Raw genomic sequence first — 16,651 nt, 5'->3', positions numbered from 1 at the left:
TATCTAATAGGAGCGATAGTTATCTTGCTAGGGTATAATTGTTTTAATTAACTAATACATTTACATCAATATTTAATATGAATAATTAAATATTAGTGAATTTATAAAACATATATTACTGAAAAAATTAGTAAATAAAAACCGATGAATTTTAATTCACCGGTTTATTTTGCCTGAAAAACACATAATTAACATAATTATGTAGTTATTTTCGTGAAAATGATGGTCATTTAGTTATTTATTAATCAATCTTGATTATCTTTCCTATTACTACTGTTAGTAATGATAAGATTCAATCACAACTTAAATGAAAATTAAGAGGTTTATTTACTTTATGTCAATCATAGGTATCTTCTTCGGTAGTGATACGGGTAATACAGAAAATATTGCCAAAATGATCCAAGAAATGCTTGGCGGCGCTGATATTGCTGAAATTCATGATATTGCTAAAAGCAGTAAAGAGGATATTGAAGCATTTGAGATTTTACTATTCGGTATTCCTACCTGGTATTATGGTGAAGCACAGAGTGATTGGGAAGATTTTTTTTCTTCATTAGAAGAAATTGATTTTACCAATAAGATTGTAGCTATTTTTGGTTGTGGTGATCAAGAAGATTATGCAGAATATTTCTGTGATGCCATGGGTATTATGAAAGATATTATTGAGCCTAACGGTGCTATTATAGTTGGCCACTGGCCAACAGTAGGTTACCACTTTGAAGCATCAAAAGGACTAGCTGATGATGCTAACTTTATTGGTCTTGCAATTGATGAAGACAGGCAACCGGAAATAACCTCTGAGCGGGTAGAAAGATGGATAAAACAAATCTCTGAAGAGATGAATTTGCCATCTATCATCAATAGATAGATATCAATATTTTTTTTACATGATAATTCATGCAAATTGTGTAATGATATATGTATAATTGTCAAATTAGTTAATACTATTGGCAATATTTTGATATTAGTAACTGCTAATGCAACAATTTCTGGTCCATATGACCGCCCAAAATAAAGAATTAAATAATGCAGTATTTAAAGCAACACTTCTTACAGGAGCCAGAGTATCTTCACTTAGGAATTGGCCTCTAAGTAGTTTATCGTGTTATAAATCAATTCTGATTTATGATGCCGCTAGTATTTATTGTTACTCACTATAATTTTACAGTAGTTCAATCATTTTTAAAATTTACACAACAACATCACCAAGTATTATCTTAATTTCTGATGTAACCTGGAAAATATAAGCGACCAATCTAGATATAACTATCTTCTAATAAATCATATTGTGGATAAAGTTTCATACTAATCATGGGATCAATTACCCAGTTGGTTACTTCTAAATTTGTTAAGTTACATTTATAAATAAAATTAGCAAAAAAAACATTATACTAATGTAGCTCACTGTTTACTTAATCTATTAGTAAACTTGACTACTTACTGATAAATATGCCCATATTTTAATGGTATTTTTTGTGTGGATATAATACGATTATTAATACTTTTTAATCTATAGGTAAAATTACCATTAGGGATATTCGTTGCTGTTTCATGGTATAATATGCCTTGTTAATTGCTAATTAATTAGTTTAATAATTTGTGAAAGTATGGTTATCTTTTTTTTCATCAACGGTAAATCAATGAATAAAAATTATATTTATTCTGTTAATAAAACAGTGTAGCTATAAAAACATGCTTTTTAGCATATTTTTGCCCAACTATCTTTTAATTCTACAGTACGATTAAATACCATTTTTTGAGTAGAATGATCATGACTGTCGGCGCAAAAATAACCATGGCGTTCAAACTGATAAGCGTTTCCTGGTTGAGCGTTAATTAAACTTGGTTCTACAACCCCATGATAAATTACCAAAGAATTAGAATTTATGTTAGCTAAAAAATCCTCTTCTGCTGTAGGATTAGGCACAGTAAATAAGCGATCATATAACCGTATCTCGGCTGGTAGACCATGTAATGCGCTTACCCAATGGATAACTCCTTTAACTTTCTTGGCTGGATCTTGATTTAAAGTATCGGCATCATAAGTACAATAAATAGTGATAATTTTACCTTCTGCATCTTTATAAACCCTATTAGCTATAACAATATAAGCATTCCGTAACCGCACTTTTTTACCTAAAACTAAGCGCTTATATTGCCGATTAGCATCTTCACTAAAATCAGCTCGATCAATATAAAGCTCACGACTAAATGGCACTTGACGAGTGCCCATCTTAGGTTTATTAGGGTGATTATACATCGTCAGCATTTGCTCATCATTGGTCATATTTTCAATTACTAACTTTATAGGATCTAATACAGCCATTGCTCGTGGTGCATTTTCATTTAGATCATTACGAATACAAGATTCTAATACTGCCATTTCAATAGTACTATCTTGCTTAGTTACACCAATACGGCGACAAAATTCACGAATCGACGCCGCTGTATAACCACGACGACGTAAACCTGAAATAGTTGGCATTCTGGGATCATCCCATGTTTCAACTTTATTTTCTGCTACTAACTGGTTTAGTTTACGTTTTGACATCACTGTATAGGCAAGATTTATACGTGAAAATTCATACTGACTTGGATGACAATCAATGTTAATATTATCTAGTATCCAATCATATAATCTACGATTATCTTGAAATTCCATGGTACAAAGTGAATGAGTAATTCCCTCTAATGCGTCCGAAATACAATGGGTAAAGTCATACATTGGATAAATACACCATTTATTACCTGATTGGTGATGTTCAGCATATTTTATCCGGTATAAAACCGGATCGCGCATAACAATAAAAGGGGATGACATATCGATTTTAGCACGAAGACAGGCATGACCTTCTTCAAATCCACCAGCAAGCATCTTGTCAAATAGCTGCAAATTCTGCTCAATACTGCGGTCACGATATGGACTATTTTTACCTAGTTGCTTTAAAGTTCCTCGATATTCATGAATGGCATCAGGACTTAATTCATCAACATAAGCTATGCCTTTATTAATTAGCTCAATAGCATATTGATAAAGTTCATCAAAATAATCTGACGAATATTTAACGTTACCAGTCCAATTAAAGCCTAACCACTTTACATCTTCTTGAATAGAATTAATATATTCAACATTTTCTTTAACTGGATTAGTATCATCAAACCGTAAATTGCATTTACCCTGATAATCTTCTGCAATGCCAAAATTTAGACAGATTGATTTCGCATGACCAAGATGTAAATAACCATTAGGTTCTGGTGGAAAACGGGTATATACATGAGTATGTTTACCTGTAGCCAAATCTTCATCAATAATCTGGCGAATAAAATTTTTTGGTCTAGTATCTGCCTTTATCATCTACTCTATCCGAATTAGAAACAACCTGTTATTAACATATATTAATAGTCTTTATTTAATTAGTAAAAAATAATAAAGAAAAACTAGAAGTTCATAACTATTACTTTTTTTATTTATTATTAATTCTACGGTGATGATATCAAATCATAATAACAAAACATACCCTGATAATCATCAACTGATAATAATTTGATTTATCATTGAGTTATCATGCCATACAAGTAATGAAGATCTAATTTTAGATCACTATTTTTCAACTTTCATATCGCTACCACTTTAACGTCACAGGATTATCCATGTAAACAATCACTTTAATACTTTCATTCGTATCTATGCAGAAAGCATGATTGGTAGCAAAATTTTTTACAATTGTGCCTGATACAGGCACTAATACCTAATTTTAAGGTGCAATAACTTCTCTTGCGTTAATCTTTTTTATTGCTTCAGCAATAATTTATGCTCAATTTATAATAATTATTGGTATATTACGTTTACTTCAACTAATTAAGTCTGATGCACCCATACAAAGCTATAATTACTGCTACAGTGATATTATACATTATATAAAAAATCTATGTTCACCACTGTTAGTGCAATACTCATGTTGAGGTTTAGTAGTCTAGCTTGAATTTATCCGGTTTATTTATCATCAGACTCGATGATGAGCTCCTAATGAACCTAAAACCCCGTGCGGCTTTTATACAAAAATGATATAACAAAAGCTATTAATAAAAATATTACACCATATTTAAACACCTTATAAGTAATGGTTTTTACTGGTAAATAGATTAACAGTCAAATGGTTGATATGACATTCATGGATTAATAGAAATTGTTATTATAATTAAGTTAATTAACCTATTATTATTTTTTCACTCAAGTACCTAATCACATTAATTTTTACTGTAATTTGCTAATAAAATAAATCCCATTGCAAGACAAACGCATAATCCCATAAATCCTACCATCGACCAAGCGGTTGTTGTTTTGAAACAGGAAAGCAAATAACCAAAAAACGCACCGATACCAAATCGTATTGTTCCAACTAAAGATGAAACTGTGCCAGCAATATGTGGATAATTATCTAAAATTACAGACATTGCATTAGAAGATATCATAGCAATACTACCAACATAAACAGCAACCCCGAATATCATGGGAATAAAACCTAAGTCTAATATAGTGCTGATGATCAGCCACATCCCCATAATAAATTGTAGTGTTAAGCCTATGTGTAACATTTTTAATGCGCCAAAATAGCGTACATAACGGCTATTAAGCGTGGTAAGTAAAAATAAAAAAATAATATTTAAGCCAAAATAGTAGCCAAAATGCTGTGGAGAAACTGCATTTAATTCAATATAGACAAACGGCCCGGTATTTATAAATGAAAGTAACCCAGCAAAGGAAAATCCACTAGCAAGAATATAATAAAAGATTTTTCTAGCGCGAAACAATGTAAAGAGTTGTTTTATAGTATGACTTAAATGAAATTTTTGTCTTTTTTCCTTAGGCAAAGTTTCTTGAATAAAGAAAGCAACTAATAAAGCCCCTATGATTGCAGCTAAGGCAATAATCCAAAAAATAGCATGCCAGGAAAACAAAATCATCGCCAGACCACCTAAAATAGGTGCTAATAATGGTGCGATCGTCACGACTAGCAAAACAAAAGACATGTTACGTGAAAATTCATCACGACTAAACATATCTCTCATCAAAGCAGTGATTACTACACTTGCTGCTGCTGATAACCCTTGTGAAAAACGGACAAAAATAAACTGCTCAATATTACTTGCTAGAGCACAAATTGCTGAATTAATTGCAAAGATAATCATGCCGCCTAATATCACTGGCTTACGGCCTATACTATCAGCCATCGGACCATAAAACAGTTGTCCTATTGCAAAGCCGAAAATATAGCTATTTAAGGTCATCTGAACTTGATCAGTATCAACATTAAAACTTTTTGCAATCGATGGCAAACTAGGTAAATACATATCAATGGCTAATGGCATTAACATGGATATAAGTCCTAATATCATAATTAGGCTGAAATGAGATGAACTCTGACGTGGCATACTAATATACTCCGAAATCTAGAAAGTAAAAATATAATTTAAATAGTTTTGATTTCTTCTTTTGTTAAATAACTATATTTACCAGCAACTAATGCTGGATCAAGGTAAATACTATCAATAAGCTCGCTCACGATGAAGTGTACAAACGTGATTACCTGCTGCTGCAACCATTATTTTGAATTTTTTATATCTGCCTTAGCTAATTAGCAAACGTACAACTGATGAAACTATCGTTAGTTTTATGGTCTTAATGGGTAATTTCTTACCTGCAAGCCATATATCTGCTAAACACTTAGCTGCTATTTAGGTTGTAATCGACGGGGCCAATGTGACAAGATAATTTTTTTAAAAATGATGCTTTAGTAAGATAATTTTATGTGTTCATTAATAAAAGATAAAATGTATGTGTCAATATTATCTCGTATCGAACAACTTACCCTTAGGTTTATTCAACAATGTTGTGTTTTAATAATATGTTGCCATATTATTAAAACTAATTACTATTTTAAGAGTAATTAAATAAGATCTAATTTTATTATTAACCATAATTTTTTCCTCCCATAATTCTCGTCTAACCAATCTACGTTTGATTGTTATTTGTTGAAATAAAAACTTATCTAGTAGCATCATAATTTTACATTTTATATTATATTAAATGGTTAAAATACATATATATTATCATGCTAAAATATTGCATTATTAGAATAATAGATTCTAAATCAATCTGGATAATAAGTAATGCAAATAACTATAACATAATTAATGATACCAATAACTTTTTAGAGAAGATATAGCTTACTATATCAGATTTTATTTTAATGAATTAACAAAACTACCAATTTACTTGTTATTTATTTTAACTATTTTAATTTAAAATTAGGATTATTTATTAATCCCAATTAGCTCATTTATGAGTTAGCCTATGTTAAATAATTAGTAAAATAGAACTATAATAAATACTAGTCTTATGGACTAAAAGTTGATATTTATGCCGGAGAACTTAATAAAAAAAAATAAAATTATTTTTGCTATTGTATAATCTGTGGTAAAAAAATAGCTTATTTTTATTGTTAATTATTGATAATTGTTATAGCATTATTTTAAATAATGATGGTCAATATTAATAAATAATTCATGAATTACAACACAATAATACTAATTTATGTATTTTTAGGTTAACAAAAACAGTTTTAAATATGTTTTAAAGATACGCTAAAAAGCGATAAGAAATGGTCTGATTTTTATCATAAGATATATTTATAAATTTTTGTTTATTAAGCTAATTATTGAATATACACGTTATCATTACCTAATGACAAAGCAAAATTAACCTGTGCAGAAAAAACCTCAGTCTTTAGTCAAAAAACGATTAATATTTTTTAAAAGTAAAAAATTCTCTATTTAGTCAATGTTTCTGTCTTAACCACCTGTTTTGAAGTTCCTTATGTAGATCTAATTTTTATTTGATTTTTTACTGAAATAGTTAGTCTAGATTAATAATATCATTGTCCACATATTAATATTATTTCCTAACAAAAGTTAATATATAATTATTATACAGCAAATACTAAGCTATCTCATGTCACTCATGTCAGTTCAATTTTTTCAACTTTACGTCATCTTATTTGTCAAATAAGAGAAAAAATTTTTTATTATCAAGTATCATTTGGCTTATGACCTCTATTAATACCATGATTTCTATTTGTCTTTGCTATATCACTATTTTTGCTTAAACAAAGATAAATGTCCTAAAATTAGGTTATTTTTATTGCTGTAGAGCTTTTTTTGCGCTAGAATATTATTTGCTTGCTTATCAAGCGCTAACAATTTTTTATTATTGGATCTGTGACTAGGGTATAGCAGATTCTTTTCATGTTATGAGAAAAATGATGCTAACTATTAATGCAGAAATCCGCAAAGAGCGGGGTAAGGGTAATAGCAATCGTCTGCGTAAAGATAACAAATTACCGGCTATAGTATATGGTGGCGATAAAGAACCAATTGCTATTGAACTAAGTCATGATGTAGTTATCAACCAGGAAAGTAAGCCAGAGTTTTATGAAATATTCACGTTGGTAGTTGAAGGGGAAAAACACAAAGTTAAAGTACAAGATGTGCAGCGTCATCCGTTTAAGCCCAAACTTATCCATATTGATTTATTGCTGGTTCAATAACGAAAAATTGCGTTTTTTATTCAGGCAAATTATTAATAACGCTGATTTTGCGTGGTTATTTTTTTCATTATTATTAATTATTTTTATATCACATTTAATATATATTTTGGTTGATGCAAATTTTATTGCAACATAATTATGTAATGAGCTGATTATCCATTGTTTAGTTTGTTGAGTTATTAATAAAACTCTTTGGGGGAAATTTTCCGCATAATATCATAGATAAAGTTTCTAATTTTAGCCAAATTGAGTAGCCATAATCTTGTTTTAAATTTAATTCGGCATGAGTAATTAACTGTATTGCAAGCTGTAGTTCACTAAGTGATAAGCGTTGTAGAGCGGAGCTAATGAGTGAGCGGTGAGCTGGACAAATTTTATGCTGATCAAACATATTTTTAAAATCTCTATCACTATTTTGTATTGTTAAAAGTAATATAAGTTCACGTTGAATTATACGTAATAAAATTACCGCTTCATAATCTTCGCGTTGTAATTGTTTCAAGAGATGCCAGGCGCGTTTAATTTTACCTACAAGTAGCGCATTAACCCAATGATACGGTGTGATATTAACATCATTATTTATCGCCTCTTTTACACGAGGTAGAGTAAAATTGCCGTCAGGATATAATAGTGATAAACGTTCAAGCTCTTGGTTAAGAGCTAGTAAATTACCTTCATAGCAGTAACAAAGAAGCTTATTAGCTTGTTTATCTAAGGTAACAGACATATCTATTGCTCGTTGGGTTACCCATTGAGGTAGTTTAGATCGTTCCGGTGTCAGACAATTAATATGTACCCCATCTTTTCCTATTTTTTTGTACCAAGCACTATTTTTTTGTACTTTAGTTAATTTGCTGCCGCATAATATGAGTAATAAATCAGGATGTAATAATTTAGCTAGCTTAAGCAGATTTTCTGCTATGACTGTTGTGGGGCCACTTTCAGGTAATATTAAGATAATGATTTGTCGGCTAGTAAATAGGCTAAGTGATTTACTAATATGATAAATATAATCCCATTCTGTGTTTATATCTAGCGAATAGGTATAACGTTCATAAAACCCTTGCTGCTTGGCAACTTGACAAATTTTATCCATGCTTTCTTGTAAGAAAAGTGGTTCATTACCAATGATTAGGTAACAGGTTCTCAGCTTATCAGCAAGTTGATAAGTTAGCTGCTCCGGGTAAATACAGATCATTTATAGGCTACCGATAGCAATTTTTTGAACCACTCTGATTCTTTTTGTTCAAATATTTCTTGTTTTAAAAATTAGTTTTTAGCGTCTTTATAGGTAGGTAAGATAATTTGCGCGCTTCCCCAGAAATTTAATTTTATTTCTGCATTTTTGCCGTTTTTATAGACGGTAACTGGTTTGGTATTTTCATATGAACAAAATAATTTTAAAATCGGCACATGAGGAAGATTTTTATTGATTAAGTTGACATGATTTAGCTATAATTACTGTCTAATAGCATATGTCAGCTGGTCATAATGGTCTCCACTGATTAATTTTATTTTTTTTAGTTATTCAGATATAATCAACACGGCTAAGAACATACATAAGGTAATTAAATCGCTCATATTGTCTCCTTATTAATTTATCCTACCAACAAGGTTTAACAATTTTCCTGGTATATAAATTACCTTATGTATGTTCATACCTTCAAGATATTTTGCCACACCATATTCTTGTGTTGCTATAGCTAAAATAGCATTTTTTGATGCATTAATATCGACAGTAATACGCCCACGAACTTTACCATTTATTTGAATAATTACTAATTGAGTATCGTCTATTTTTGCTTGTTCGTCAGCAACTGGCCACGACGCATTATCGATATCTGTCATATTACCAAGTTCTTTCCACATAATAAAGCAAGTATGGGGAATAATGGGTGACAGCATAAGTACGATAGCCTCTAAAGATTCTTGTATTAACGCCCGATCCTGTTCACTTTTATCTGATGATCGCGTTAGTTTATTCATGAATTCCATAATCGCTGCAATCGCAGTATTAAATGTATAACGGCGACCAATATCATCAGTAACTTTAGCGATAGTTTTATGTAGATTACGCCGTAGGGTTTTCTGCTCTGGCGTAAGATTGCTGCTATCTAATGGTGCTGTTTTACCTTTTTTAGTATGTTTAAAAACAGTGCGCCAGAGACGACCAATAAAACGATTTGCACCTTCTACACTTGATTCTTGCCATTCCAAAGTAAGTTCAGGCGGAGCGGCAAACATCATAAATAGTCTAACGGTATCTGCCCCATATTTTTTTACTATTAATTGTGGATCGATGCCGTTATTTTTTGATTTAGACATTTTACTCATCCCAGTATATGAAAGTTGATGTCCATGCTGGTCAGTTGCTTTAACAATCTTACCTTTTTCATCTTTTTCAACTGTTGCATCAACTGGTGATACCCACACTCGTTGTCCATTTTCCCCTAAATAATAATAGGAATCGGTTAATACCATTCCTTGACATAACAGGCGTTTAGCTGGCTCATCAGAATTTACTAATCCTGCATCACGCATTAATTTGTGGAAAAAACGGAAATACAATAGATGCATATTTGCATGCTCAATGCCACCAATATATTGATTAACAGGCAACCAATAATTTGCGGCAACAGGATCTAACATTCCTTGGTGATAATTAGGACAGGTGTAACGAGCATAGTACCATGATGACTCCATAAAGGTATCAAAGGTATCGGTTTCACGTAATGCTGTATGGCCATCTATATTGGTCTTTGCCCATTGTATATCAGCTTTGATAGGACTAAATATTCCATTTATTACTACATCTTCAGGTAAGATGACTGGTAGTTGATCTTCTGGCACTGACCTCACAGAGCCGTCTTCCATAGTTACCATGGGAATAGGTGCTCCCCAATAACGTTGTCGAGAAACTCCCCAGTCACGTAGACGATAATTTACTTTACGTTTAGCTGAACCCTGTGAAACTAGTTTATCGACAATCGCATTGGTGCCTGTTTTGTTATCCATACCACTAAATTCGCCTGAATTAATTAGCGTATTTTTATCAGTCAATGAACTTGCTTTTAGATCTGGTACCTGGCCTTTATTATCAGCAATAACCGCTTTAATTGGCAAATAATATTTGGTTGCAAATTCCCAGTCACGCTGATCATGACCAGGAACTGCCATTACTGCTCCTGTACCATATTCCATTAATACAAAATTAGCAATCCAAATTGGGATTTTTTCTTTAGTAAACGTGTGAATTGCGAAGAAATTGGTTGCCATCCCTTTTTTCTCCATGGTTGCAATTTTAGCTTCCGCAACTTGGGTATTACAACATTCATCAATAAAAGCACTAAGTTTAGCATTTTTTTCTGCTGCTATTTTTGCTAACGGATGAGTTGCTGCAATAGCGAGATAAGTGACTCCCATAAAAGTATCAGGTCGAGTAGTATAAACGGTTATCTTTTCATCTTTATCTGCTAGGTTAAAGGTAATTTCAATCCCTTCTGAGCGGCCTATCCAGTTACGCTGCATGGTTTTAACTTGTTCTGGCCAGCCATCTAGCTTATCTAAATCATTAAGTAGCTCTTCAGCATAAGCAGTAATTTTTATGAACCATTGGGGAATTTCTTTACGTTTTACAGGTGTATCGCAACGCCAGCAGTAACCATCAATGACTTGCTCGTTAGCTATAACAGTTAAATCATTTGGGCACCAATTAACGGCAGCTGTTTTTTTATAAACTAACCCTTTTTCATAAAGCTTAGTAAAGAACCATTGCTCCCAATGATAATATTCTTGTGTACAAGTTGTTATTTCTCTACTCCAGTCATAACTAATACCGAGCATTTTAAATTGATTTTTCATGTAATCAATATTGGTATAAGTCCAATTCGCTGGATCGGTATTATTCTTTACTGCTGCACTTTCCGCCGGTAAACCAAAAGCATCCCAACCAATAGGTTGCAGTACATTTTTGCCTAGCATACGTTGATAACGTGATATAACATCACCAATGGTATAGTTGCGAACATGTCCCATATGTAGCCGACCCGATGGGTAAGGTAACATTGAAAGGCAATAGTATTTTTCTTTGTTATCATCCTCTATTACTTTAAATGTTTGTTTTTTTTCCCAATGCCGTTGTACGTATTGCTCTATCTCTTCTGGGCGATATTGTTCTTGCATGACACCTATTTTCCTATAGCGATAATGCGGAATTGGCCGCTAATGATATAGTTTATTTTAGATTGGAATAGAATAGCAGATAAATATTTTTGTCAAAAATTATTGACAAATATTTAACAGTCAAGTTATAGCCATTTTATTAATGCAAATGGTGTGCATATTAAGGTGATATAATTTGATATGGTCATTCTAGTTCCCTTTAGGGTCTATTAAAATATTATTATTTATCCAATTGGGCAATAATTAATTATAACCCAATAATGGATACAGAAATTAATGTACGATCTTAGCAAAAATTTTTTATTTTAGATTAAAGTCGATATTAATATCAATGTCAAAAATATAAAGTATAAATTCAGCCCATAGTGATTAATATAATTTAATTATTCTTAATATATTTTTTATCGAGTAGATATTTACATTACTAGGGGTAATTTTTCAAGTACGCCTTCGGTATTACCGCATAATCAAAATATTAAGCTCAATTGTAAACAATTAAAAACTATTGAACAAGTAATAGATCAAGAATCGCTATTTTCGGATAGTTTATAGTCAGTATTACAATCAATCATCCGATAGTGGAAGTATTATTTTATGTACTACTTGTTTTACTGCTGCAAAACAAAGCCTATTTTCTCCATGTAACAACTATTGATGACGGTGAAATTATGAAGAATAAATAATTTTTTTACTTGATTTAAAGAAAAAATACATTCGTAGACGAGATATAGCTTATTAATAATTTATGCCATGTTACATAATAGTGAATTACTATGTTAATAATTTTACACTCATTAACCGTTGCCAAATGACGATGATGAAATTAAATACGCAGTAAAACTAGCTATGCGATAAAAGATATTGATCTAGATGACTTTGGAATAGTAATTATTTTTTTCATGCGTTTTAAGAATTATATAATAGCAATCAATACACTGAAGCGTTACCCACCCATATTATAAGTAAGTATGATTTTAGCTGGTATTATTTAACCATTATTATTTTTTCAGACCGATAAGATTGAATCGCTGCTTGAAGCGATCAACACGCCCGCTGGCAGCTACATCACGCTGTTTACCTGTATAAAATGGATGACATCTCCCACAAACATCCAAGTGCAGATGATGATTAACAGTTGATTTTATTTTCATTACATTACCACAAGAACAGGTAGCATTAACTTCTTTATATTTAGGATGAATATATTTTTTCATAGTCAGTCTCTACTTAGGCCGTATCGCTATATCTATATAATCCTAACGCTAGACACCAGATGTCAAATCAATTAAGAATAGTTGTTATAATAATTTAAATTACTCACAATGGCTGTAAATAAAATAATACATAAAATATATTTATAGCGCAATTAAATATATTAAAATAATGTGATCTTCTATTTTTTATCTTTAATAAATAATTTGCATAAAATTATTAGGAAAACTTAACAATGGCTATTGTTCAAGTAGCGCTTCCTCTTCCGCTGAGGCGGGTTTTTGATTACCAATCCAATCTTCCTTTACCAATAAAAGGTTGCCGGGTATTAGTTCCTTTTGGCAAGCGTACTATCTTAGGTATTGTATTATCGCATAATCAAAATATTAAGCTCAATTGTAAACAATTAAAAACTATTGAACAAGTAATAGATCAAGAATCGCTATTTTCGGATAGTTTATGGTCATTACTACTTTGGGCATCTCAGTATTACCATCACCCGATTGGGAAAGTGCTATTTCATGCATTACCAGTTTTACTGCGGCAAGGCAAAGTAACAACATTTAATCTACGATGTAAATCTGAAATAACTCAGCAAGGTAAAACTTTTAGCCTAAACCAGCTTAAAAAAGGACCGAAACAGCAACATGCCCTAGTATTACTACAGCAACAACCCCTTTATCATCACCAAATTACAAAACATGAATTAAATAAAAATAAGTCACAAACTGTGATTAAACTATTCCCCATTCAACAAAAAATAGAAAGCTGGCATTCTACTTTTCATCTCTGTAAAAAACCGAAACTTAACCTAGAACAGTCAACAGCTGTAGGAGCAATAAGTTCTAAAACAACTTTTATGCCTTGGTTATTAGTAGGGATCACTGGTTCAGGTAAAACAGAAGTCTATCTTAATGTTATTGAAAATATTTTATCGCAAGGTAAACAAGTATTAGTCCTGGTGCCAGAAATTAGTCTTACTCCCCAAACTATCAAAAGATTTAGTGAGAGATTTAATGCACCTGTTCATTTACTACATTCCGCATTAAATAATAGTGAACGACTGGCAGTCTGGTTGCGTGCACAAAACGGAGACAGTGCTATTGTGATTGGTACTCGTTCTGCATTATTCACATCCTTTGCCAATCTTGGCTTAATCATTATTGATGAAGAACATGATAACTCTTACAAACAACAAGATGGATGGCGTTATCATGCTCGTGATTTAGCTGTTTTTCTCGCCAAAAAAGAGAATATTCCAATTATTATGGGTACAGCAACACCTTCGTTAGAAAGTATCTATAATATTGAGCAAGGAAAATATCACCGTCTAGATATCACCCAAAGAGCTGGAAAAGCCAAGCTAGCAAGTCAACATTTACTAGATTTAAAGGGTCAGCCATTAAAATATGGCATGTCAAACCCATTAATTCAACGTATTAAAGATCATCTAGCAACGAATAATCAAGTTATGTTATTTTTAAATCGTCGCGGCTACTCACCAACATTGATTTGCCATGATTGTGGCTGGATTGCCGGGTGTTCACGTTGTGATCATTATTATACACTCCACCATTACCAACGTCAGTTAAGTTGTCATCATTGTAATAGTCAACTGCCAATTCCAATACAATGCGCATACTGCGGCTCAACACATCTGGTCCCTGTAGGTTTAGGAACTGAACAGTTAGAAGAGGCAATTAACCAGCTTTTTCCTAATATACCGTTTACCCGTATTGATAGAGATACCACTAGGCGGAAAGGTGCATTAGAAAAACAGCTGGCCCCTGTCTATACAGGTGGTGCTCGTATTTTAATCGGAACCCAAATGCTTGCTAAAGGACATCATTTTCCTGATATTACTTTAGTTGCCCTACTTAATGTAGATGGCGCACTTTTTTCTAGTGATTATCGGGCAACAGAAAGGTTTGCACAACTTTATATTCAAGTATCTGGCCGGGCTGGCCGGGCTGGTAAACATGGTGAAGTGATTCTACAAACCTACCACCCTGAACATCCATTATTATCAACATTATTAAAAAAAGGATATAACGTGTTTGCGACAGAAACACTAGCGGAACGACGTGATGTTTTTTTGCCACCATATAGCAGTCATATAATGATCCGTTCAGAAGATCATAAAAATGAATCTGCACCTATTTTTTTAAACAAGCTTCGTCAATATATAGAACAACATAACATGCGCGACTCACAACTTTGGTTAATGGGTCCTATCCCAGCGATCAAAGCTAAGCTAGCAGGTCGTTTCCGTTGGCAATTACTACTCCAGCATCCTTCACGTTCCTATTTACAACAATTTTTTGCGCATATTTTACCTGAAATTATGGCATATCCTGAAAGTCGAAAAGTAAAATGGAATATTGATGTTGATCCAACTGAAAATTAGTTGCTTTTATTAATCATTTACTACAACTATTAAAGATAGAACATAAGTTAACCATTAATACGCGATAGCATCATGGTAACAAATGGTTGTAGATTATTTTACTATATTGTTTTATTGTGGTGAAGAAATTAATATCCATATAGTGCTGATTGTTGAGATTGCTTTAGTATGAAGAATAAATTAATTTTTTTACTTGAGTTAAGTAATAATTACATTCTTAGATAATATATGACTAATGCTCAAGCCTTAATACAATAAGGTTTAACCAGCACTGAATTAAAATATTTTTGTCCAAGTTGTTTGAGATGGAAAAACACTAAGCTTCATTTAGATAACAAAAAAACAAACGCCCCAATTAGGGGCGTTAAGTTTAAGCAGCATTATGTTTAAGCACACTATCTGATTTATTTTGAACACCAATGGCAATCTGCTGTGGTTTTTCCTGTTCGGGAATATCGTAGGTAAAGTGCAGCGTTAAAAGTCCGTTAGCCAGATTGGCCTGTTGAATAATTATCCGATGCTCAAGGGTAAAACTTAAAGTAAATTCACTTTTACTGATGCCCTTATGTAACCATTTTATCCCTTCCTTTTCTTCTGTCTCTTCACTTTTCTCGACGTCAGGTTTGCCCCGCACTGTAAGCTGATTATTGAGCACAGAGACATCAAGTTCATCCCGTGCATACCCTGGTACGCTAACTGTGAATTCATGCTGATCATTTTTTTTCAACAGGTTATAAGCTGGGGCATCGGACAGCGGCTTTTCTCCGGTTAGCCTACTGAATAGGTTGTCCATCTGGGTAAAACGATCGTTAAGCAGACTATTGTTAAATGTAGGTATAAGAGATAAAGAACGATAGGCCATAGCATCCTCCTTTTATATATTTTTGATTGAATAGATATTTACATTACTCATATAGGGACACTATATGATTTTTCAAGTGTCTACTTGAAACATAGGAGTGATAAATAACAATGTTTTCCAACTCCTAGACGTAAAAAACATCATAATTTATGAATGTAACCTTTAAAATAGTAGCCTAATAAAAAATAGCTTGCAAGTGTCAAATTACACTTAATTGCTTGCTAAATTAGATTATTATTTTAATCTATATAACCTAAGGTAATCTTTAATTTATATTGAAATAGTAGGCAGTTATCATAAATTTTTATTATTAAATGTAGGTTACATCGAATACGAAGCAAAAAAATTTAACATATTTTCAATTATGGATATTATCCCTAG

9 protein-coding genes are annotated in these 16,651 nt (G+C 32.1%); 3 read left to right on the top strand and 6 right to left on the bottom strand.

Translation table 11 applies throughout. The annotated features are described in order from the left end of the window. Nucleotides 1–334: 334 nt before the first annotated feature. Nucleotides 335–868 carry a flavodoxin FldA gene (gene fldA, locus WBAF_RS00560; RefSeq protein WP_121463156.1) on the top strand — a complete coding sequence of 178 codons (534 nt, stop codon included), beginning with the start codon at nt 335–337 and terminating at the stop codon, nt 866–868. An 831-nt stretch (nt 869–1,699) separates the two neighbouring features. On the opposite strand, the gene glnS is transcribed toward fldA, so the two are convergent. Beyond that, nucleotides 1,700–3,355, bottom strand: a complete 1,656-nt coding sequence (glnS, locus tag WBAF_RS00555) for a glutamine--tRNA ligase (RefSeq protein WP_121463155.1) — start codon at nt 3,353–3,355, stop codon at nt 1,700–1,702. Between the two features lie 893 nt (nt 3,356–4,248). Further along, nucleotides 4,249–5,433 (bottom strand): Bcr/CflA family multidrug efflux MFS transporter, encoded by a 1,185-nt coding sequence (locus WBAF_RS00550; RefSeq protein ID WP_121463154.1) that lies wholly within the window; start codon nt 5,431–5,433, stop codon nt 4,249–4,251. A gap of 1,889 nt (nt 5,434–7,322) precedes the next feature. On the opposite strand from WBAF_RS00550, the gene rplY reads away from it, so the two are divergent. Continuing rightward, the gene (gene rplY / locus WBAF_RS00545; RefSeq protein WP_121463458.1) at nt 7,323–7,607 is read left to right on the top strand and encodes a 50S ribosomal protein L25; all 285 of its coding nucleotides are present in this window, start codon (nt 7,323–7,325) and stop codon (nt 7,605–7,607) included. A gap of 163 nt (nt 7,608–7,770) precedes the next feature. Here rplY and holA read toward each other — a convergent pair whose 3' ends face one another. The 3 genes from holA to rpmE form a co-directional block, all read right to left on the bottom strand. Then, nucleotides 7,771–8,805, bottom strand: a complete 1,035-nt coding sequence (holA, locus tag WBAF_RS00540; protein WP_121463153.1) for a DNA polymerase III subunit delta — start codon at nt 8,803–8,805, stop codon at nt 7,771–7,773. 395 nt (nt 8,806–9,200) lie between these two features. Then, nucleotides 9,201–11,789, bottom strand: coding sequence for a leucine--tRNA ligase (gene leuS, locus WBAF_RS00535; protein WP_121463152.1), 2,589 nt, complete (start codon nt 11,787–11,789; stop codon nt 9,201–9,203). 998 nt (nt 11,790–12,787) lie between these two features. Further along, the gene (gene rpmE / locus WBAF_RS00530) at nt 12,788–13,003 is read right to left on the bottom strand and encodes a 50S ribosomal protein L31 (RefSeq protein WP_121463151.1); all 216 of its coding nucleotides are present in this window, start codon (nt 13,001–13,003) and stop codon (nt 12,788–12,790) included. Between the two features lie 233 nt (nt 13,004–13,236). Between rpmE and priA the strand changes: the two genes are divergently transcribed. Next, nucleotides 13,237–15,408 (top strand): primosomal protein N', encoded by a 2,172-nt coding sequence (gene priA / locus WBAF_RS00525; protein WP_121463150.1) that lies wholly within the window; start codon nt 13,237–13,239, stop codon nt 15,406–15,408. 370 nt (nt 15,409–15,778) lie between these two features. Here the strand turns inward: priA and WBAF_RS00520 are convergent, their stop codons facing one another. Continuing rightward, complete coding sequence (locus WBAF_RS00520) at nt 15,779–16,270, bottom strand: Hsp20 family protein (protein ID WP_121463149.1); 492 nt, start codon at nt 16,268–16,270, stop codon at nt 15,779–15,781. Nucleotides 16,271–16,651: the final 381 nt, after the last annotated feature.

This window comes from Arsenophonus endosymbiont of Aleurodicus dispersus (assembly GCF_900343015.1).
In the GTDB taxonomy this organism is placed as follows: Bacteria; Pseudomonadota; Gammaproteobacteria; order Enterobacterales; family Enterobacteriaceae; genus Arsenophonus.
Note: the sequence above shows the minus strand (reverse complement) of the source record. Positions and strands in the feature narration are given on the sequence as shown.

What these genes read in the sequence shown, in the direction of transcription:
- fldA (WP_121463156.1), top strand. Translation starts at nt 335, where the DNA reads ATGTCAATCATAGGTATCTTCTTCGGTAGTGATACGGGTAATACAGAA.
- glnS (WP_121463155.1), bottom strand. Translation starts at nt 3,355, where the DNA reads ATGATAAAGGCAGATACTAGACCAAAAAATTTTATTCGCCAGATTATT.
- WBAF_RS00550 (WP_121463154.1), bottom strand. Translation starts at nt 5,433, where the DNA reads ATGCCACGTCAGAGTTCATCTCATTTCAGCCTAATTATGATATTAGGA.
- rplY (WP_121463458.1), top strand. Translation starts at nt 7,323, where the DNA reads ATGCTAACTATTAATGCAGAAATCCGCAAAGAGCGGGGTAAGGGTAAT.
- holA (WP_121463153.1), bottom strand. Translation starts at nt 8,805, where the DNA reads ATGATCTGTATTTACCCGGAGCAGCTAACTTATCAACTTGCTGATAAG.
- leuS (WP_121463152.1), bottom strand. Translation starts at nt 11,789, where the DNA reads ATGCAAGAACAATATCGCCCAGAAGAGATAGAGCAATACGTACAACGG.
- rpmE (WP_121463151.1), bottom strand. Translation starts at nt 13,003, where the DNA reads ATGAAAAAATATATTCATCCTAAATATAAAGAAGTTAATGCTACCTGT.
- priA (WP_121463150.1), top strand. Translation starts at nt 13,237, where the DNA reads ATGGCTATTGTTCAAGTAGCGCTTCCTCTTCCGCTGAGGCGGGTTTTT.
- WBAF_RS00520 (WP_121463149.1), bottom strand. Translation starts at nt 16,270, where the DNA reads ATGGCCTATCGTTCTTTATCTCTTATACCTACATTTAACAATAGTCTG.